This is a genomic window from Lacisediminihabitans sp. H27-G8, assembly GCF_046156175.1.
Lineage (GTDB): Bacteria > Actinomycetota > Actinomycetes > Actinomycetales > Microbacteriaceae > Lacisediminihabitans.
The window spans coordinates 38,964-58,585 of the sequence record NZ_JAYLVL010000001.1 but is presented as its reverse complement, the minus strand read 5'-3'; the positions used below and the strand labels follow the sequence as shown (position 1 = coordinate 58,585).

At 67.4% G+C, this 19,622-nt stretch carries 20 protein-coding genes; 7 read left to right on the top strand and 13 right to left on the bottom strand.

The genetic code is table 11. The annotated features are described in order from the left end of the window. Window positions 1–74: 74 nt before the first annotated feature. Both VLI63_RS00275 and VLI63_RS00270 read right to left on the bottom strand, forming a co-directional pair. Window positions 75–443: a YbjQ family protein gene (locus tag VLI63_RS00275; RefSeq protein WP_354575543.1), complete on the bottom strand. Its 369-nt coding sequence runs from the start codon at window positions 441–443 to the stop codon at window positions 75–77. A 182-nt stretch (window positions 444–625) separates the two neighbouring features. Continuing rightward, window positions 626–2,725 (bottom strand): RecQ family ATP-dependent DNA helicase, encoded by a 2,100-nt coding sequence (locus tag VLI63_RS00270; RefSeq protein WP_409154921.1) that lies wholly within the window; start codon window positions 2,723–2,725, stop codon window positions 626–628. A 187-nt stretch (window positions 2,726–2,912) separates the two neighbouring features. Here VLI63_RS00270 and VLI63_RS00265 point away from each other — a divergent pair, with 187 nt between their 5' ends. Beyond that, entirely contained in the window at window positions 2,913–3,386 is a 474-nt protein-coding gene (locus VLI63_RS00265; RefSeq protein ID WP_409154920.1) for a hypothetical protein, read from the top strand. Between the two features lie 87 nt (window positions 3,387–3,473). On the opposite strand, the gene VLI63_RS00260 is transcribed toward VLI63_RS00265, so the two are convergent. Beyond that, the gene (locus VLI63_RS00260) at window positions 3,474–3,974 is read right to left on the bottom strand and encodes a glutathione peroxidase (RefSeq protein WP_409154919.1); all 501 of its coding nucleotides are present in this window, start codon (window positions 3,972–3,974) and stop codon (window positions 3,474–3,476) included. A 217-nt stretch (window positions 3,975–4,191) separates the two neighbouring features. Between VLI63_RS00260 and VLI63_RS00255 the strand changes: the two genes are divergently transcribed. Further along, window positions 4,192–5,109, top strand: a complete 918-nt coding sequence (locus VLI63_RS00255) for a J domain-containing protein (RefSeq protein WP_409154918.1) — start codon at window positions 4,192–4,194, stop codon at window positions 5,107–5,109. A gap of 63 nt (window positions 5,110–5,172) precedes the next feature. Here the strand turns inward: VLI63_RS00255 and VLI63_RS00250 are convergent, their stop codons facing one another. Together VLI63_RS00250 and VLI63_RS00245 are read right to left on the bottom strand one after the other, a co-directional pair. After that, window positions 5,173–5,895, bottom strand: coding sequence for a DUF2510 domain-containing protein (locus tag VLI63_RS00250; protein ID WP_409154917.1), 723 nt, complete (start codon window positions 5,893–5,895; stop codon window positions 5,173–5,175). A 35-nt stretch (window positions 5,896–5,930) separates the two neighbouring features. After that, window positions 5,931–7,295: a hypothetical protein gene (locus VLI63_RS00245; protein ID WP_409155774.1), complete on the bottom strand. Its 1,365-nt coding sequence runs from the start codon at window positions 7,293–7,295 to the stop codon at window positions 5,931–5,933. Between the two features lie 407 nt (window positions 7,296–7,702). Here VLI63_RS00245 and VLI63_RS00240 point away from each other — a divergent pair, with 407 nt between their 5' ends. Both VLI63_RS00240 and VLI63_RS00235 read left to right on the top strand, forming a co-directional pair. After that, window positions 7,703–8,554, top strand: coding sequence for a phosphotransferase (locus VLI63_RS00240; protein ID WP_409155749.1), 852 nt, complete (start codon window positions 7,703–7,705; stop codon window positions 8,552–8,554). Window positions 8,555–8,620: 66 nt separating this feature from the next. After that, window positions 8,621–12,034: a TM0106 family RecB-like putative nuclease gene (locus VLI63_RS00235; RefSeq protein WP_409154916.1), complete on the top strand. Its 3,414-nt coding sequence runs from the start codon at window positions 8,621–8,623 to the stop codon at window positions 12,032–12,034. Window positions 12,035–12,107: 73 nt separating this feature from the next. Here VLI63_RS00235 and VLI63_RS00230 read toward each other — a convergent pair whose 3' ends face one another. Then, complete coding sequence (locus tag VLI63_RS00230; RefSeq protein ID WP_409154915.1) at window positions 12,108–12,287, bottom strand: hypothetical protein; 180 nt, start codon at window positions 12,285–12,287, stop codon at window positions 12,108–12,110. Further along, window positions 12,284–12,448 (bottom strand): hypothetical protein, encoded by a 165-nt coding sequence (locus tag VLI63_RS00225; protein ID WP_409154914.1) that lies wholly within the window; start codon window positions 12,446–12,448, stop codon window positions 12,284–12,286. Before VLI63_RS00225 ends, VLI63_RS00230 begins: the two co-directional genes overlap by 4 nt. 222 nt (window positions 12,449–12,670) lie before the next feature. Here VLI63_RS00225 and VLI63_RS00220 point away from each other — a divergent pair, with 222 nt between their 5' ends. Beyond that, window positions 12,671–13,360, top strand: a complete 690-nt coding sequence (locus VLI63_RS00220) for an endonuclease/exonuclease/phosphatase family protein (protein WP_409155748.1) — start codon at window positions 12,671–12,673, stop codon at window positions 13,358–13,360. Window positions 13,361–13,506: 146 nt separating this feature from the next. Then, window positions 13,507–13,788 carry a hypothetical protein gene (locus tag VLI63_RS00215; RefSeq protein WP_354575552.1) on the top strand — a complete coding sequence of 94 codons (282 nt, stop codon included), beginning with the start codon at window positions 13,507–13,509 and terminating at the stop codon, window positions 13,786–13,788. A 52-nt stretch (window positions 13,789–13,840) separates the two neighbouring features. On the opposite strand, the gene VLI63_RS00210 is transcribed toward VLI63_RS00215, so the two are convergent. The 3 genes from VLI63_RS00210 to VLI63_RS00200 all read right to left on the bottom strand — a co-directional run bounded on the left by VLI63_RS00210 (window position 13,841) and on the right by VLI63_RS00200 (window position 15,785). Further along, the gene (locus tag VLI63_RS00210; protein ID WP_409154913.1) at window positions 13,841–14,299 is read right to left on the bottom strand and encodes a DUF2269 family protein; all 459 of its coding nucleotides are present in this window, start codon (window positions 14,297–14,299) and stop codon (window positions 13,841–13,843) included. 32 nt (window positions 14,300–14,331) lie between these two features. Further along, a complete protein-coding gene (locus tag VLI63_RS00205) occupies window positions 14,332–15,183 on the bottom strand; it encodes a universal stress protein (RefSeq protein WP_409154912.1) in 852 nt (283 codons plus the stop codon). Between the two features lie 140 nt (window positions 15,184–15,323). Further along, window positions 15,324–15,785 (bottom strand): MarR family winged helix-turn-helix transcriptional regulator, encoded by a 462-nt coding sequence (locus VLI63_RS00200; RefSeq protein WP_409154911.1) that lies wholly within the window; start codon window positions 15,783–15,785, stop codon window positions 15,324–15,326. 152 nt (window positions 15,786–15,937) lie between these two features. Between VLI63_RS00200 and VLI63_RS00195 the strand changes: the two genes are divergently transcribed. Beyond that, window positions 15,938–16,717, top strand: a complete 780-nt coding sequence (locus VLI63_RS00195; protein ID WP_409154910.1) for a TetR/AcrR family transcriptional regulator — start codon at window positions 15,938–15,940, stop codon at window positions 16,715–16,717. Window positions 16,718–16,904: 187 nt separating this feature from the next. Here VLI63_RS00195 and VLI63_RS00190 read toward each other — a convergent pair whose 3' ends face one another. From VLI63_RS00190 to VLI63_RS00180, 3 genes are read right to left on the bottom strand one after another with little or no spacing between them, the layout of a single operon-like run. Next, window positions 16,905–17,654 (bottom strand): FAD:protein FMN transferase, encoded by a 750-nt coding sequence (locus VLI63_RS00190; protein ID WP_409154909.1) that lies wholly within the window; start codon window positions 17,652–17,654, stop codon window positions 16,905–16,907. A gap of 4 nt (window positions 17,655–17,658) precedes the next feature. Further along, entirely contained in the window at window positions 17,659–18,162 is a 504-nt protein-coding gene (locus tag VLI63_RS00185; RefSeq protein WP_409154908.1) for an FMN-binding protein, read from the bottom strand. Beyond that, window positions 18,159–19,580, bottom strand: a complete 1,422-nt coding sequence (locus VLI63_RS00180; protein WP_409154907.1) for a ferric reductase-like transmembrane domain-containing protein — start codon at window positions 19,578–19,580, stop codon at window positions 18,159–18,161. The genes VLI63_RS00185 and VLI63_RS00180 overlap by 4 nt, the downstream gene beginning before the upstream one ends. Window positions 19,581–19,622 lie beyond the last annotated feature (42 nt).

Sequence of the window (19,622 nt, the reverse complement as noted above, 5' to 3'; positions counted from 1 at the left end):
GTACTCGACCGTCATGACGTGCAGTAGTACGAAAGTCCCTAGTTTCGCGCGGGTGACCCGCGCTCCGGCCGGCCTCAGACGGCGAGCGGGGCGGACTGCAGGGTCGATCCGGGCTCGCCCGCGGCGATCGGAGAGACGATCACCGCACTGCCGTAGGCGCAGACCTCTGTCCAGTTGGTGCCGAGATCGGAGGTATCGAAACGCATCGCGACGATCGCATTGGCGCCCTTCGCTTCCGCCTCTGCGATCATCCGCCGCATGACCTCCTGGCGGCTTTCGTAGAGCATCCGCGTCATCTCGGGAAGCTCACCGCCCGCGATCGAACGCAGGCTCGCCGTGAAGCTCGCGCCGATGTCGCGGGACCGCACGGTGAGCCCCATCACCTCGCCGTAGATGGCGTCGATGCGGTAGCCGGCGATGTCGTTAGTCGTCACGATGATCATGATCGCCACCCTAATGCCGCTGCTGGCGCACTCATGGCGCTACACCCCGAGCGTTTCTCCCGGATGCTGAGATCGAGTGCTGCAGCTGAGTTCTGCAGCAGAGTTCTGCGGGCGAGCTGTGCGGCCGAGCTGTGCGGGCGAGCTGTGCGGCCGAGCCCCGAAAGCCAGTTCTGCCCCGCCGCTCACGCGCGCAGGGCGAGCACAAAGGGCAGCACGGACGCGGCGCCGGCCCGCCGCAGTTCGCGACCGGCCACCGTGATCGTCCACCGACTGTCCGCCAGGTCGTCGACCAGAAGCACCGGTCCCGCGGGAAGGGCGAGTTTCGCGGGGGAGAACCTCTCCCAGACTCCCGCGAGTCGATAGGCGCTGTTGCCTCCCGGATCTCCCGAAGGTCCGCCGCCGGTCAGTTCGAGCGCACCGAGGTATGGCAACTTTCCCGCTGCGGCGAGAGCCTCCGCCACAGAAGCGATGAGCAAGGGACGGTGGCGGGAGGGCATGCTGACGACGGCAAGCGGGCGTTCCTCCCACCCCCAGTCGGCGAGTACTCGCACGCAAGCCGCGACCAGCGCCGGGCTCGCTCGGGCGTCGGGCGTCGCCGGGGCGAACAGGTCCCTGAGCGCTCCGCCCCAGCCGAGGTCGGTGAGTCTGGCCAGCGCCCGCCCCGGCTCGTTGCGCTCCGAAACCGCAATGTTGCCGCGAACCGTGATGCCGAGCCGGTCCATGCCGCCGGGCCACTGGGCTCGGGGTTCGAGCACGACACCCACCCGGTCGAGCGAAGCCGAGGCGGCCGCGACAGCATCCGGTTCGATCCCGGTGGGGTACCAGGCGCCGGCGCAGCGGTCGCATCGTCCACAGGGCACCGCCGTATCGTCATCGAGGGCACGCTGCAGGAACTCCATGCGGCATCCGGGTGTTGTCTCGTAGTCCAGCATCGACTGCTGTTCCGCCGCCCGCGCTGCGGCGATTCGCTCGTAGCGCTCGGAATCGTAGGTCCAGCGGGCACCGGTGGCCACCCAGCCTCCGGAGACCCGACGCACCGCACCATCGACATCGAGTACCTTGAGCAGCAATTCGAGGGGGGTGCGCCGAAGATCCACCCGCGACTCGATCGCCGCTGTCGACAGAGGCGAGCTGCCGAGAGCATCGATGACCGCGAGGGCCTTGTGCTCGACGGGCATTGAGGAGGTGGCGAAATAGTTCCAGATCGCCTCATCTTCCGTACCGGGCAGAAGAAGAACGTCGGCGTTCTCGGTCGCGCGACCCGCCCGGCCGACCTGCTGGTAGTAGGCAACCGGCGAGGACGGAGCGCCGAGGTGCAGGACGAACCCGAGGTCGGGTTTGTCGAAGCCCATTCCGAGCGCGCTGGTAGCGACCAGAGCCTTGACTTCGTTCGACTTGAGGCGCCGCTCGAGCTGCTCCCGCTCGGCCGTGTCGGTGCGACCGGTGTAGGCATGCACTTCGTGGCCGGCCTCGCGAAGCAGACGGGCCGTGTCCTCCGCCGCCGAGACGGTGAGGGCATAGATGATGCCACTTCCGGGAAGTTGTGAGAGGTGGCTCAGCACCCAGGCCAGCCGGGCTTTCGAATCCGGAAGTCTCAGCACGCCGAGGCGCAGGGAGGCCCGGGCTAGCGGTCCCCGGATGGTGGATACCTCCGAGTCGGCCGGCCCGGCGGTGTCGCCGAGCTGCTCCGCGACATCCGCCACCACCCGGCTGTTGGCCGTCGCCGTGGTCGCGAGCACGGGGATTCCTGCCGGGAGCTGAGCGATGAGATCGCGCAACCGGCGGTAGTCGGGTCGGAAGTCGTGCCCCCAGTCCGAGATGCAGTGTGCCTCGTCGACCACCAGAAGCCCGGCACGGGCAATCAGCGTGGGGAGTTGCTCGTCGCGGAAGGAGGGATTGTTGAGCCGCTCGGGGGAGACGAGCAACACATCCACCTCGTCGGACCGCAAGCGCTCGAGCACCTCCGCCCATTCGTGCGCGTTCGCAGAATTGATGGCGACCGCTCGCACCCCAGCGCGAGCCGCCGCTGCGACCTGGTCGCGCATCAGGGCGAGGAGAGGGGAGATCAGAATGGTCGGACCGGCACCCCGCTGCCGTAGGAGCAGGGTCGCCACGAAATACACCGCGGATTTGCCCCAGCCGGTGCGCTGCACGACGAGGGCTCGACGACGGCGGTCCACAAGCGTCTCTATCGCTTCGAACTGGCCCTCGTGGAACACGGCATCATCGCGACCCACGAGGGTGCGCAGGATGGCGAGGGCGGGAGCGCGGCTGTCGGTCATCGAGCCAGCTTGACAGGCCCGGGCGACAGAGGGGCGCTCGGCCCCCGATACCGTTGCGGATTCGGGGCGTGATCGGCGATGGGGAGGAGAGGCGGCACTCCTCCTCCACTCCCGGAGAGTCGCCTCAGCGCTCCCCCGATCCCCGGGGCGCGTGCCTTCGGAGCCAGCACGGGATCATCCTGAGGCGATGAAACCCCACTATGAAGACACTGTCACACAGCCCCTCACGAGCGATGAGCTCATCCATAGCCGGGTATCCGACCTCGTCGGCCGCGCTTGCCAAAGACAAGTCTGGTTCCTGTTCCTGGACGGCGAGGATGTGCAGTTGCCCCTGATCATTCCGGTCGCCGACCCGCCACTGCTTCCGGATGCTGCGACATCTCGGCTGGCCGACACCATCGCCCAGGGGGTCGAACACCTCGACGCCCGGTCGGTGATCGTCGTGCTCGAACGGTATGCCGGCCCTCAGTTCAGCTCCGCTGACAAGGCGTGGGCGCGCGCCCTCGGCGAGGGCTTCGCCGGAGCGGGACTACCCGTGCGGGCCACCCTCGTCAGCCACAGCCGTGGGGTGCGCTGGTTCGCCGCGGACGATTTTCGCTGGGATTCCGCCGCGGAGGAGAGAGATGCCGCGGCTGCAAGAGACGCCGGCGATCATTCGTGAGAAATCCACTTGCGGTTACCCGGGTCCTCGACACGGCCCGCGGTATCGGTACGGCCCGCGGTATCGGTACGGCCGGCTCGCGTGCGACTAGGCGGTGGGGAGGGATGCCTCGATGAGATTCACGATCTCCGGGGCATCCGGTTCCGTCGTCGGGCGGAAGCGGTGGACTTCACCGTCGCGGGTGATCACGAACTTCTCGAAGTTCCACTTCACCTTGCCGGCCTTGCCGGCCGAGTCTGAACTCTTCGTCAACTCGGCGTACAGCGGGTGCGCATTCTTGCCGTTCACGCGGGTCTTCTCGAACATGGGAAAGGTCACTCCCCACGTGGTGGAGCAATATTCCTTGATCGCATCCTCGGTACTGAGCTCCTGCAAAAACTGGTTGCTCGGAAAGCCGAGCACGCTGAATCCCCGTTCGCCGTAGGTCTTCTGAAGATCCTCGAGTTTCTCGTACTGGGGGGCGAGCCCGCATCGCGACGCGACGTTCACCACGAGATAGACCTTGTCTCCAAGATCGGACAGGCTGGTCGTGCTCCCATCGATCGTGGTGAGGGGGATAGTTCCAAGGGCGCTGTCGCTGAGGGTCATAACTGAGCAACCTATCGGCCTCAGCCGGGTATTCCCTTGGCGCGAAGCTGGGAATGGGTTGAGGGATTCGTCCGCGTCAACGCCGCAGGCGCGCGCCCAGCGCTCGCAAAGGGTCTCTTCACGCCGATCCCAGCCAGCTTTCGCTATCGTCGTGAGGTGGTGCGCACCTGATATGCGTTCCACCGCCCCACACGAACATCCCCACCGAAAGCGCGTCATGCCCGACAGCCCGATCTCCGCCACCCCCTACGAGGTGCTCGGCGTGAGTTCGACGGCAAGCCAGGACGACCTGCGCCGCGCCTATCGCCGTCTGATGCGGGAGACGCATCCCGACACCGGGGGAGACGCCGCGCGCTTCACTGCCGTGCAGGTCGCCTGGGAGCGCGTCGGCGACCCGGATGACCGGGCGGCCTATGATCGCGGACGTCCCGCCACCAGCGACGAGACTCCGTTCACCTGGGCTCCGCGGGCGAGGCCGAAACAGGCCGACACGCGCCCACGGGCGCGCTCCTACGGACATCCGGGCGGGTGGAGGCGGGAACGCTACCTGGTGCTGATGCGCGAATGGGTCGGCCGCGGGGAGCCGCTGGACGACCCCTACGACCCCGCCCTGGTGAGATCGGCGCCCATGGACCTCCGCCATCTGCTCGCGGATGCCCTCGCCGAGGAAGCCACCGCCCGCACCCTTGCCGCGCTCGGCATCGGCTTCACCGCGTGGCATGACGTGAGCACCGGGGCTCCCGAAGAGAAGATCGACCACGTCGTGCTCGGCCCGACCGGACTGTTCGCGATACTTTCCGAAGACTACGGTGAGCCGGTGAAGAGTCGCCGGGGCGAACTCCTGGGCAAGCCGCTCGGTGAGGCACGACCGATGCACGACCTCGGTGTGCGCGCCAAGATCGTGTCCCGGGCGACTCGGGTGAAGTTCACCGCCCTGCTCATCGTGCTTCCGGACGATGCCCTCGACGAGTCCTTCACCGTGCTCGGCACCATCCGCGGCGCCACGACGGTGATCGCGCGCCAGTCGATGCTCCCGGCGCTTCTGCGCGACGGAGTACCAGGCGCGCGACTGATCGGGGGCAACGAGCTCTTCGACGTGCGCACGCGGCTGCAGGCCGGCATCCGCTTCGTCTGATCGAGGCACCGGTCACCGGTGTGGAGCTGTCAGCGGCGTGGAGCTGTCAGCGGCGTGGAGCCGTCACCCGGTAGGAAGGGCGGCAGAAATTCGCGCGAAGACCAGGAACCCCACGGCGATGACCAGCGCGGTGAGAACCAGCGAGACTGCGACGTACCACCAGAGCGGGGCGGATCCGCGGCCGGATTGCCGTCGAACGAACACGGTGCGAGCGATGAGGTAGGGGAGCGGGCCGAGAAGCAACCACCACCGACTGGGCAGGCGGTTGTAGCCGAAGGCCTCGAGAGCGACGCGATCCCGGGTGGCCGCGCCGATCGTCCACAGAAGAGGCAACAGGGCGATCGGAAGGGACCACAACCACGCCCCGGGCACGACGTTGCCCGCGAACAGCGCCCCGACACCGCTGATCACTCCAACCAGCGGGGTGGCGCTGAGCGCCCAAGCCCCGCCGGTGTTCCAGCGGATTGGACCGGTGGTCGCCGCGGTAGTCGCCGGAGGGCTGGCGGACCGCCTCTGTTCGGCTGGGGTCTCCGCGAAGAGAGAAACGGGCGGTGTCACGGGCTGGGCGGGAACGAACGACCCGGGAGGAGGTACCGGCGACGACCCGTTCGTCAGGGCGACGTTCCCGAGCACCGTGCCGGGGCGCGGAATATCCGCGGGATGCATCGCGGGGCTCGGCGCCACGTGTGCCGTCCACTCCGCACCGCTCCACCAGCGCAGGTCGCTCAGTCCGACCGGATCAGCGAACCACCCCGGCGGAGCGACCACGAGTCCGTCGTCATCCACGACGGTTCACCACCCCGCACCTCTTTCGGGCACGCTCAGCTGGCCGGCGCTTCGCTCACGAGAGCGAAGGCGGAATTCGGCAGGGTGGAGTCGATGACCACATTGAGATTCATCTTCACCGAATCGAGGGTGCCGACACAGGTGACGGCGGTTCCGTCGAGGGTGACCGGGATCGTCGGGCAGCTGATCGAGGAGAACGTGAGGTTCTTCGCCAGGGTCTGCCGGGTGAGCTCGGCGGCCATACCCGTCGGGGTCAGCTCTGCGGCGCGCTGGGCATCGGTGATCGGACCGCTGACGACCGCTACCGGCGCGGAGTCGGCGGCTGGGGTGAGTGGCGCAAGCGCGAATACCGCCGGAAACTGAAGGAGCACGAAAGAATACGCCGCGGTCTGGAGCAGCAGCCAGAGGAGAAGGGGCACTACTCCCGCAGCCCCCACACGGATGGCCCGCACCAGGAGGTAGACGGGAGGGATGAGAGCGAGGACGACGGAGGCCGGGCGTTCGAAGCCGCGCGAGCGGAGCACGCGACGATCAGCGAAGGCGAAGACCAGATACAGGAGCAACGGTGCGGCGAGCACCGTATAGCGCACCAGAAGGTCACCCCCGAGATCCAGCCAGACGAGCACGCACCAGACAAGGGCGACGTGGAGGATGGGCAGAAGTACGAAGAGCCAGACGGCCGCCGTGTTCGACCGCGTCGGCTTGGCGAGAGTCGGCACGATGACCAGCGCCACAGGCGCTACGAACGTGGGAGCCAAGACGACGGGCTCCGCCTCACCCGTTGCAGCGGCGGTGGCGAAGGGGTCTGGCGGGAGAAGGAACCCCAGGGGCGCGGCGGAGAACGACGGCGTGGCCGATTCGGCCACGCCCGCAGCGGGCGCCTCGGCGCGCATCGTCGGAGTGGGCTGGACAGCCACGGCAGCGGGGACGGATGCCGCGGGCACCAGGGGCGCAGCGGCCGCGATCCAGGGGCGCGCGACCGAGGAATCGGACACGGGAGTGGTCCCGAGGAAGGCGGTCGCGTCGAACGGCGCCGACTCCGCCGATTCCCGCTCGGCGGGGGACGGAGAGAAGAGCGCCTCGAAGGGCGAGGGCGCGGCAGATTCGGTGGGGACTCCTGCGGCGAATGCCGCGAACAACAGGGGTGTAGCTTCTGGAGCGGGTCCGGGATCACCGGCGACGGCGACATCCGCGGCGTGCGCCTGAACGGCGCCGGCCTCCGCGGCATCGGTCGGAACCGGGCCTGTGGTGAGAGGTCCGACGAGCTCGCGGAGCTGTCGGCGGCTGAGGGGCGCAGCGGGGGCATCCGCCGGCGCGGCGGAAGGGGTCCCGGGCATCGCGGTCGGGACCACGGCCGCCGGTTCCGCGGTAGCGGGCACACTGACGACTTCAGCAGTCATCGATTCGCCGGTTCTGGTCGATTCGGCACTACCGGGTTCTGTGGGAGCTTCGGCACTCAATTCCGCCGTCCACGCGGTGCCATCCCACCAGCGTGACAGGGGCGCGCCCATGGGATCGGCGTACCATCCGGGGGCGATCTCGGATGTCGCCGAAGCGACCGTGTCTTCTCTCGGCTCGGCGGGCACCGGCCCCACTCCGTGAAGCGCGCTTCTTCGAGACGGCGCAGCGGGCTGCGCCTCGGTATCCGATTGCAGAGTGAGTGACACGATGATTCCCCCGGGTAGACCCGCCTGGACTGGGCAGACTCTGATTTTACAAGCGGGGGTCCCGGCGATCTAGGCTCCGATGTACCCCAGTACGCGGGGTTCTGCGCCGTGTCGCCGGGCCACTGGTAGGTTGCATCGTGATGGTTCCAAACGGCGCGGTGAGGGCGAGAAAGTACCTCGACAATGGCCGGGGCGAGGTCGTCGAGCTGCCCGCCGGCGATGTCACGGTCGGGGTCATCCGTATCGGAGAGACCGTGCGCCGGCCTCACCAGAAGCAGTCTTGGGCCGTTGCGACCTACCTCGATCACCTCGCGTCTGTGGGGTTCACCATCGACGGCCTCCCTGCGAGTCCCCGTTTTCTGGGACTCGATTCCGAAGGACGGGACACGCTGAGCTTCATCCCCGGGAACGTGGCCGCGGCGGCGCTCGAGCCCTGGGTGCTCACGGATGCGCTGCTCGAATCAGTTGCCCTGCTCGTCACCGCCCTTCACCGCGCCTCTGCCGGATTCGAGCCGGTCGCCGAGCCGTTTCCACCCCGGGAGATCGCGCAGGATCCGTTCGAGTTGGTGACCCACCTGGATGTGACCCCGCAGAATGTCGTGGTTCGCGACGGTCGCGCGGTCGGACTCGTCGACTTCGATCTCGCCGGACCGAGCACCCGGTTCATCGATTCGGTGAACACGGCGATGCACTGGGTGCCGCTCCGCGACCCGGTCGACCTCCCCGCGTCATCCCTCGGTCTCGATCAGCTCGCGCGCTTGAGGATATTCGCGGATGCCTCGGACTGGACCGCCTCCGAGCGCCGAATGATTGCCCGTTTCGCGGCCGATCGCGCCGCCCTGAGCTGGCATCGGATGAGGCTGCGCGCCGAGTCAGGCGGAGGCTGGGCACGCATGTGGCAGGAGGGCGTCGGCGATGTGATCGAGCGTCGGCGACTCTGGTTGCTCGATCGGGAAATCGCGATCGTGCGCGCGTTGCTGTCACCGGGGTGAGGCACACTGGTGCAGTTCCGACCCGGTCACCTCAGGGTGACCCCATGCTGATCCGGAGGATACGGAATGTTCCTGCTCGATGACGGCACCGTCGTCTATTCGGCCTCCGACCTCACTGCGGCAGCCGGCTGTGAATGGGCGGTGCTGCGCAAGCTCGATGCTCGCCTCGGGCGCATCGCGCCGCCCCCCGCGACGACCGACGACATGCTCGAGCGGGCCGCGCGCCTCGGCGACCGGCACGAGGAGCGTTTGCTCGAGCGCCTCCGAACAGAGACGCCGGTGGTGGAGATCCCCCGGCCAGAAAGCCCGACGGATCCGGCCGAGGTGGTCGAGCTCACCACCGCAGCCTTCGAGGCCGGGGCTCCCGCGGTGTACCAGGCCGCTTTCTTCGACGGACGGTTTCTCGGCTACGCGGACTTCATCATCCGCAATTCCTCTGGCGCTTACGAGGTGTACGACACCAAGCTGGCCCGGCACGCCAAGATCACCGCGCTCTTGCAGCTCGCGGCCTATGGTGAGCAACTCCAGCGGCTCGGTATCCCGACCGCCGATCGGGTCTCGCTGATCCTCGGCGACGACAGCGTGAGCGAACACTGTCTCGCCGACATACTGCCGGTGTACCGGCTTCGACGCGCGCGACTCGAACAGTTGGTCGACGAGCGGCTGGCCGACACCGCGGCGACGGAGTGGGGCGACCCCCGGTACGTCGCCTGCGGGCGCTGCGCGGTCTGCGAGGAGCAGGTGCAACTGCACCGGGATCTCCTGCTCGTGGCGGGCCTCCGCGTCACCCAGCGTGCCCGATTGATCGAATCGGGGATCGACACCATCGAGCTGCTCGCCGGCGCGACCGGGCCCGTGCCCGGGCTCTCCGACGCGACGCTCGCCGCCCTCCGCGAGCAGGCCGTCGTCCAGCTCTCGCCTGGGCTGGCCTGGCGGGTCGTCGCTCCCAGCGCCCTCGCCGCCATTCCCGTTTCGGACCCCGGGGACATCTTCTTCGACTTCGAGGGCGACCCGCTGCACCAGGAGGGCACCGAATGGGGGCTCGACTACCTCTTCGGGCTCGTCGAGAAAGATGAGACGTTCCGGTCGTTCTGGGCCCATGACCTGGCCGGGGAGAAGAAGGCTCTGCTCGACTTCCTCGACTACGTGGGGGAGCGTCGGCGCACGCATCCGGCGATGCACATCTATCACTACGCGTCCTATGAACGCACGCACCTGCTGGGGATCGCGGCGCGGCACGGTGTCGGCGAGGAGGCCGTCGACGACCTTCTGCGAAACGGCGTTCTCGTCGACCTCTACCCGATAGTGAAGCAGTCGCTGCGGGTGGGAAGCCGCAGCTACTCGCTCAAGAAGCTGGAACCGCTGTACATGGGTTCGCGCGCCCGCACCGGCGTCGCCAATGCCGCAGATTCGATCACCGAGTACGTGCGCTCGCGCGACCTTCTCGATGCCGGCGATGCGGATGAGGCGGCGCGCGTTCTCGCGGAGATCGCGAGCTACAACGAGTACGACTGCGTCTCGACCCTCGCCCTGCGCGACTGGCTGCTCGAACGGGCGGCGGAGAACGCGGTGTCCCCGGCGAGCCGGGACGAGCTCGTGCTCGACGTGGCTCTTCCTGAGCCAGATCCGGTCTACGTCGAGCTCGCCGCCATAGTCGCGGAGTTTCCCCCGGGGGAGCGCACGGCCGATCAGACGGCACTCGCACTCGCCTCCGCCGCCATCGACTACCATCGCCGCGAAGGCAAGAGTTTCTGGTGGGACCACTTCGCCCGACTCGTCGCACCGGTCGAGGAGTGGGCCGACACGCGCAATGTCTTCGTCGTGGAGGGTGCGGAGATCGTGCGTCGCTGGGGGATCGAAGGGCGTGCCCGAAACCAATCCCGCGTGCTTCGGCTCACCGGCACCGCCGCCCCCGGAAGCTCCTTCGGCGCAGCGGATGCCCCGTGGGTGGTCTACGACCCGCCGTTCCCGCCGATCGCTGCCGGTCGCGATCCCGCCGCCCGGGTCGCCCACTGTCGCTCCGCCGTCGTCACAGCGGATGACGGCTCTCTGCTACTGACCGAAAGGCTGGCATCCGGAGCTCCGCCCTACGACGAGGTGCCGCTCGCGCTCACTCCCGGCTCGCCGCCGAATCCTGGCACGCAGGTCACCGCGATCTCCGAGTGGGGTCGTGCCGTGCTCGATGCCTATCCGGAGACGATTCCGAACGCGGCCCTCGACATCCTGCGCCGTATTCCTCCTCGCGGCCTTGGCGACGCCGTCACCGACACGGGCGGCACGATCGCCGAACGGATGCGGGATTCCCTTCTCGGTCTCGATCACTCCTACCTCGCGGTACAGGGGCCACCCGGCACCGGAAAGACCTGGAACGGCGCGCGGGTCGTGGCCGACCTGGTGCAGAACCACGGCTGGCGCATCGGCGTGGTCGCACAGTCCCATGCCACGGTGGAGAACATGCTCAGCGCGGTGGTCGCCGCCGGGCTCGAGCCCTCTCTCGTCGGCAAGAAGCCGCGACCGGGTGGTGAGTCAGAGCGGACCGTCTGGACGCCCCTGACCGACCGATCGCTCGGCGACTTCACCGCACAACCGGGCTTCGTCCTCGGCGGCACCGCCTGGCTGTTCAGCAACGAGGGGCGCGTCCCCCGCGAATCTCTCGACCTCTTGGTGATCGACGAGGCCGGGCAGTACTCCCTCGCCGCCACGATCGCGGCGTCCGTCAGCGCCACACGACTACTGTTGCTCGGCGACCCGCAGCAGCTGCCGCAGGTGAGCCAGGGCACGCATCCGGAGCCGGTGGATGTCTCGGCCCTGGGGTGGTTGAGCGACGGGCACGACGTGCTGCCGCCCGAGTTCGGCTTCTTCCTCGACGTGAGTCACCGCATGCATCCGGCCGTCTGTGCGCCCGTCTCGAGGCTGTCCTATGAGGGCCGTCTTCACTCGCATCCCTCAGACCGAAGTCTCGCCGGCGTCGAGCCCGGGTTGCATCCGGTGCCGGTCATCGCGCACGACAATTCGACATCTTCTCCGGAGGAGGCGGCCGCCGTGCTCGCGATCGTGCGGGACCTGGTGGGCCGCGCCTGGACCTCGGCCGGTACCACCGCACCGCTCAGGCCGGACGACGTCATCGTGGTTGCGCCGTACAACGCGCACGTCGAACTGTTGCGCGAAACCCTCGACGCGGCGGGGTTCGAGGCGGTGGCGGTGGGTACCGTCGACCGATTCCAGGGCAGGGAGGCGGCCGTCGCGATCGTCTCGCTCGCGGCGTCCTCTGCTGCCGATGTGCCGCGCGGGCTCGAGTTCCTGCTTCTGGCCAACAGGCTGAATGTCGCGATCTCGCGAGCCCAGTGGGCGGCCTGGCTGGTCTATTCGCCCGGGATCACCGAAGCGCTGCCCACCAGCATCACGGCGCTGGCCCAGCTGAGCGCGTTCATCACCCTCGTGGAGCCCCACGGGCAGCCGACAGCAGCCCTTCGGCCCTGACCAGAAGCCCCAACAGGAAAGGTGCCCCGGCGGTTGGTCGGGGCACCCTCTGTTCGACTCTGCTGCTGCCGAGTCAGTCGTGACGTTCGGTGCGGTCCTTTTCGGTCTCAGAGAGTTCCGAATCGGTGTACTCGCCCTCGTGTTCGGATGCCTCCGAGCGATCCGAGGTGTGCGATCCGTCCTTGAACTCTTCGTCGGTGAACTTGCCGTCCGGCTCGCGTTCGTCGCGAGCGTCTCCTGCGTTGTCAGTCATTCTTCCTCCGCTGTCCTGTGGGATGGGGTGGTGTCGTCGTCATTGCCGTGAGCGCTGTCTCCCTGTTCTGCGCCGGGAGCCACGAGGTCTGCGTCGGCGGGCATCTCGCCGTCGCCGTAGACCGCATCGGCTTTCGCGTGATCGGTCGGTGGGCCGCTCATAGGCATTCTCCTTCTACGACCGCGTCGACACTGTCGCACTCCAACGATAGACAGGGCGAGGGCGATTGCTAGCCCCCATCGCGGAATTGCCGTCGCACGAGAGAGCCCGATCCAGCCTTCTCACAGGCGATGAATGTCGTGCGGATGCCGCGGGCCACCGTAGGCTTTTGCGGTGGCCTCCGTCCGGTGTGCCCGATGGGCGAGTCGAGCGGGATCCCAGTGATCAGAGTCATCAGTTACAACCTGCGCAAGAATCACGCGAGCGGCGAGCTCGTGGAGCTCGTGCAGAAGTTCAACCCGGATGTTCTGTGCCTGCAGGAATGCGACACCACAGACCTGCCCGCGGATGTCGGACATCTCCATCTTGCGGATTCCACCAAACGCAACAGGCTCGGCCTCGCGGTCTATTTCCGCACCGACCGCTTCAGCGCGCTCGAGACCCAGGCCTTCTCCCTCAAGAAGTCCCTGCACGACATGGTGCTGAAGCCCGCGCACGAAAGACTGATCGGCACGCGGTTGGTCGACCACGAGACCGATCGTCAGCTCGTTGTGGCCTCGTTCCACGCTGCTCCGCTCACCGCGCGCAATTCGCTGCGCCGGGAGCAGATTCGCGCGGCTCACGAGCTGCTGCTCACCCTCGGACACGGCCTTCCCACCCTGATGGTCGGCGACTACAACTACCCGCTGTTCACTAATTCACTCACCCAGAAGGTGAATGAATCGGGCTACGACCTGTCCCTCAGCGATCGCCGCACCTACACGCGGTACAAGTTCTTCCGCGGTCACTTCGACTTCGCGACCTCCGTTGGCCTGGGCATCGACAACGTCGAAACTCTTCAGCGCGGGGCATCCGACCACATGCCGATCATGGTGAGCGCGTCGTACCGCGAGAATGCGGTTGCCACTCTCTAGCATTCGTACCCCTCTCCAGTGGGGTGACATCCCCTGCACGTCCCGGCCCTGTGCGCAAGCCCTTTGACGGCGACGTCCGCAGAGAGTTGGCTGGTGAGCAGCGCACGAATCGCGCACACCACTTGTCGCACCGGCGGAGGAATTCCATGCGCTATTCACACCAAGCCCAGTTGAGCGAGATCAGCGAGCTTCCCGCCCTCGGGGAGCCCCCGGTCACCTTCTGGAGCGGCAACCTGCGCCACGCCATCGCCGTGCAGGATGGCGGGAGCTGGTCCCTTCTCGAATCCTCCGGATCGCTCGTGGGGGAGTTCGTCAGCGAGGATGCGGGGTTCGCGGTCGTCGACGACGAGAACGGGGAGCGGGAGCGGTTCGAGACCTGGAGGTCCGCCGTTCGCCACATCCTGCGCCGGGGCCTTCGCGCGGCCTGAGTCCGGTAGCTCCCCGTTGCCGGCCGGCCGCGGGGTGCGGCAGGAGACGGTCCTAGGGCTTCCAGACCATGAGCACCACCACGGCGACCAGCAACAGGCTCGCGAGGCCGGAGCCACCGGCGATCGCACCGTAGCCGGCGGGACGACCGGAAGCGACTGCGCCGTCCGAGCCCCTCGCCTCTGTGACGCCGGCGGCGACTCGTTTCATCGCCGGAACGGTGACGAACAGGTTGATCCCGAGGGCGAGCACGTACAGCACTATCGAGCCGATGATCCAGCCCGACGCGAAGCTGAAGTGATCCTTCGGATCGCTCATCCCCAGCACGGCGAAACCGAACACGAACACGATGAGCGACAGCAGCGTGAAGATGGATGTCGCGCGGGCTAAAGACTGCACCTGCGTGCCGTTCCCGGCGCGGGCCGCACGCATGGCAGTCATCGGCAGAATCGCCATCGGACCGATGATGAAGACGGCGGAGACGACGTGGAGAACATTGAACAGGGTGTCCATGGTGACCTTTCGGAGGTGATGTCGAAGCGGATTCAGGCGACGGCCGGGAGCACAGCAGGGGGCACGATCGCGATCGGGCACTGCAGGTGCATCACCAGTTCATGACCGACCGAGCCCAGCATCCACTCTGCCAGCCCGTGACGATGATGAGTGCCGACCACGACGAGTTCCATCATCTGAGCACCGCCCTGGAGCGCCAGGGACGGGGTCGCATAGCTGAGTTTCTCACGCAGCGAGAGTGTCCCGTGACGGCTCGCCACGGTGGATGCAGCGGAGGCGAGCAGTTCGGCATTCGCTTCGTGGATCGCCTGCTCGACGGTGCCTACGCCCAGCAGTTGAGGGGTCACCATCGGCGGTAGCTCCCACGCCCGCACCATCAGGAGTTCGCGGCCGAGACGTTCGGCCTCAGCGGCGGCGAACTCCTGGGCTCTCCCGGAAGTGGGTTCATCGACTCCGACCACCACCGGACCGGTCGAGGGGCGCCAGCCGAACGGCACGATGATCACGGGGCACGCGCTCCGCGCTGCGATCGCCAGTGGCACGGTGTCGCTGAGCAGCCCGGCAAGCCGTCCGACGGGGTGAGATCCGATGACGATGAGATCGGCGTTCTTCGATTCGCGAGCGAGCCGGTCGACGGCATCTCCCCGGAGCATCGCCATCTCGACCTTTCCTCGCGGGGCCACCGCCGAAAAGCGGGCCGCGGCCCTCCCGAGGGCCTGTGCCGCCTGGAGTTGTTTGAGCGAATCCTTGATGGAGGCGCCGGACTCGTCGATCGTGATCAGCCGCACGTCCACTGCGGTGGTCGACGCTCGGGCGAGCGCCCACTCGAGGGCCACCGCACTCGCGATCCCGCCGTCGATGGCAAGGATGATTCTCTCGGGCATTGCCGGACGATCCTCCCGCAGCGGGCATCCGCCTGGGCGGCGGGTGCGTGTACTCAGGATGCCGAGGGTGACAGCTGTGTCCCGGGACTAAAGGCCCCCGACTGCCGCGGTGCATCGGGCCGTTTCCGGGAGACTCTCGGCTAGGGGGCCGCGGTCTCGATGGAGGCGAGTTGCTCCGAAACCGCCAGGAGCAGCGCAGAACAGGCACGGAGGTCTTCTTCGTTGAGGCCTTCGGTGGCGATTCCGATCGAGCTTTCGAACACACGGTAGTGCTGTTTCATGAGTTCGTCCGCGGCGGGGGTGAGCTCGAGGAACAGGCTGCGACGATCGCTCGGATGATCGACCCGGCGCATCAGTTGCGCCTCGACGAGCCGGGTTGAGATCGCCGTGACGGCGCCGGTGGTCATCTCCATCGACTCAGCGAGCTCTTTCGGGGTCATGCTCCCGGCCTCGGCCACCCGGGACAGGGCACGAAGCTCACTGCCGGTCACGCCAGCCTCACGCGAGATGCGGTGGCGGTTGCTGTCGAGCGCTCGAAGAAAGACGAGCGCGGCGGCGGGAAAGCCGTCGAGTGTATGGGCGGCCCCGAACTGCTTGTACATGAGAACCCCTGTCTATCGAGTCGTCGGATCCGGATACTCCCGGGAACTACTCGATGTGTACTTTTGTCAAGGTCTAGTATTTCATACGCTGAATGGCTTGTACTTTGAGACATGAAACGCGCCGCCGGCTCGCGGCGATCGAAAGGAACCCGATGTTTTCGTCAGAGGACAATACCGCCGCGACCCTGAGGCGGCCCGTTGGACTCGCGCTGGATGCGAGAGACGTGGCGCTCAGCACATCACTGCGAGAACGCCTCAGCGATGCGGCCTACCCTCTGTTCATCCGTCGGGGAGTGCGGGATGTCAGCCTGCATGACATCGAGCGCGCCGCCGGTGTCGACTCAGACGAGCTCGCCTCGGTCTACGCCTCCCGGGATGAGGCCGCCGCCGAGTTCCTCGCTCGTCATGCCCGTGACTGGACCGTCGGCACCGTCGAAGCCGGAGCGCGTGCGCGCGGAAACACAGCCGAGGAACGACTTCTCGCCATCTTCGACGTGTTCGACGAATGGTTTCATCGCGAGGACTTCGAGGCGTGCTCGTTCATCAGCGTCATGCTCGAGATGGGTGCGAAGCATCCGCTCGGCAAGGCCTGCATCGAGTACCTCGGGCAGAGTCGCCAGATCGTGACGGCCCTCGCCGAGGAGATGGAACTGCCCGAGCCGGACGAGTTCGCACGCTCCTGGCACATCCTGATGAAGGGCTCGATCATCGCGGCAGCCGAGGGGGATCTCCGTGCCGCCCGGCGCGCCCAGACCATGGCGCGTGCCTTGATCCGTGAGCACCGGGAGATCGGGCTCACCGAGACGCACAGCATCGGGGTCGAGTGGAGCGAGTGGGATGACCTACTCAGCGACCAGGACTCGCCCAGCAGCTCTGGCGGAGTCTCCGCCCTCGAGGCGGACGCTGCCTTCGAATTCGAGTACGGCCTCTGAGCAGACATCACTTCGGGGTGAGCTGAGCTGAGCTGAGCTGGAAAGACCTGGACTGAGGGGGATGCTGGAGGCCATCCCGAACGGCCTCCAGCGGCGCCGCCCAAGGCGCACTGGTCATACTAGCTGTTCTCACTTAGTTATCTAGCTGCTCAATCAGTGAGGCACCTCAGTATCAGGAAATCCCCGGCTACGGCCGTTCGAGAGCAGCGGTGAGGCCCGGTGTTGCGGCGAGCGATCCGTCCCGCGCGACGGTGAGCACATCGATCGACCAGCGCTCGACGAACGAGGCGAGGGCGTCCGGTCCGCCAGCGATGATCGCGGTGGCGAGCACGTCCGCCGTCTCGATGTCATCAGCCACGACCGTCGCCTGGAGGTAGCTCCGGTCGATCGCGGTGGCTGTCCAGATGTGATCGCCGCGTTCCGCGCTTCCGGAGGTGGCGACGGCGTGGCGGGTGCCGTCCACCGGGATGCTGAAGAGGAGAGCACCGCGGTCCGCGGGATCGACCACCCCGACCCGCCAGGGCGAGCCGTCCGGTTGATTGCCCGCGCAGAGCACATCGCCGCCCGCATTCAGGCACCAGTCTGTACATCCCCGGTCGAGCAGTTCGTCCGCCGCCGCCTGCATCGCCAGGGCCTTCACCGTGCCGTTGAGGTCGATGACGCCATCGGGGCGATGGGGGGTGAATGCGCCTCCGGTGTCGTCCCGCCAACGAAGGGCGGAGGCATAGGTCGACCTCAGCTCATCGCTCGAGGCGGTCAGTGCCAGCTGCCCGCTCGCGACACGGGAGAGTTCGGAGTCCGCAGAGTAGAGGCTGAAGCGCGCGTCGAAGGCACCGAAGTGGTGCTCGACGGCCGTCACTGCATCAGCGACACCGGGTGCGTCGGCGATGGCGAAGGACACAACCGTACCCATCGTCTCGAAGACGTGTGAAGGCACGAACTCAGATCCCGGCCTGGTCGAGCGCGGACTGCAGCGACGTGAGGTACGCGTCGCTGGTATAGGTGGCGCCACCGACCGTGGAGACCTGCGAGGACTGGGAGCTGAGCACTTCGGACCGGAGGATCGGGGCCGCATAGTTGCTGATCTGCACGGAACGCCCGCCGTTATCGGTGAGGTGCAGCGGCGTGACGTCGGTGATCTTGCCGTTCGCCACCACCACCTTCACCTGCACGTTGCCGAACTGCGTACGGACATCGGATCCGGTGAACGTCCCGCTCTTCGCTGTGGCGGCTGGCGCGGCGGCGGTCGGGGCGGTCGCGGTCGGAGCGGCCGAGGCCGCCGGCGCCGGCGTCGTACCGGTGCTCGCTCCCGCGCTCGAACCTGTGCTCGTGCTGACGGCGGTGCCGCCTGCCGCGGCGGTCACCGCGGCGGTGCCGGCTTGCCAGCCGACGACGAGGATGGCGACGGAGGCGAAGATGCCGCTGAGTGTTGCGCGTGTTCTCACCAGTCGAACCTTTCTGTGTGGAGCTGATGCTCGGGGATTCCGGCACGTCGCGCATCGTTCTCGACCAGGTCGAGCCACGCCGTCGGGCCGCAGATATAGAGGTCGGAGTTGGCCAGGTCGGGAAACACGCTCTTCAGCGTGACGCCGCGCGAGGCATCGGCCTGGGGCATCCACCCCGGTCCGGATCGTGCTCGCTTACCCACCATCGTGTAGAGGCGGGCGCCCTTCTTGGCGGCGAGCTCGGAGATCTCGTTCCAGAGATAGGTCTCGTCCTGGGTGGACGCCCGCAGCAGGATCGTGGTCTCACCCGGCCGCACCTTCGAGTCTTCGAGGAATGCCCGCACCGGGGTGATGCCGATTCCCGCGACGACGATCGCCAGCTTGGGAGCGGTGCGTCCGGCATCCGTGAACATGCCGTAGGGGCCCTCGAACGAGACCCGGGTTCCGGGCCGCACCGAACTGATGGCGCTGCTGCCGGTGCCGAGGTCACGCACGGTGATGCGAGCGCTCGTGTCGGTCGGAACCGACGAGAGGGAGATCGGATGCGAATGCCACCAGGTGCGTCCGGTCCAGAAGCGCCAGACGAAGAACTGGCCGCCGGCCGACTCGAGCGATCGGAGGTTGCGACCGGAGAAGTGGATCGACACCACTCCCGGTGCCACGTTCTCCACCCGGGAGACCTGAAGGCGATGACGGAAGGTCGAGATCACCGGCTCGGCGAAGCGATAGGTGGCGATCGATCCGAAGGCGAGCACGTAGAGCGCGATCCAGTAGACCCGCTCGACGCTGCCGGCCGCGAGGATGCCGCCGACGCTCAACTGGTGCGGCACTGCGACGAGCACCGCGACGTAGCTGAGCAGGTGCACGATGTGCCAGCCCTCGTAGCTGAATTTGCGACGCACGGCCACGAGCGAGGTGATGACGACGGCGATGAGCAGACCGAGGCCGATGAAGGCGAGCGGCATGTCCGGGATGGCGAGCATCGGCCCGATCTCGGCGATCGGGTTGAAGCCGGAGCTCATCCCGTAGCCGACCAGGAGGAGCACTCCGTGGGCGAGCAGCAGGTAGAGAGCGGGCTTTCCGAGCAAACGGTGCACGGCGATCGCCCGGTCGTGACCGACGGTGCGGTCGATGACGGGGATGCGGGCCGCGAGCACGATCATCACGAGCACGAAGTCGGTGCCGATGAGGCCAGTGACGATTCCGAGGCTCGTGATGGCATCCGCAGCGGAGCCGAATTTGGCGGCCCCGCCGGTGGCGAGGAAGAGGGCGGCGGCAGCAGCGCCGGATGCCCAGAGGGCGGTGACGAGCACGTCGGCGATGCGCGCGCGACGTCGGTATTGCTTGCGCCGATCGGGCACCGCCACCCGCGACGAGCCCGAGGGAACGGGGCGTCGGGTGGTGGTGTTTGCTGACATGACTACAGCTTCTGGTGGTTTGCTATGCGCTTGCCGTGAACG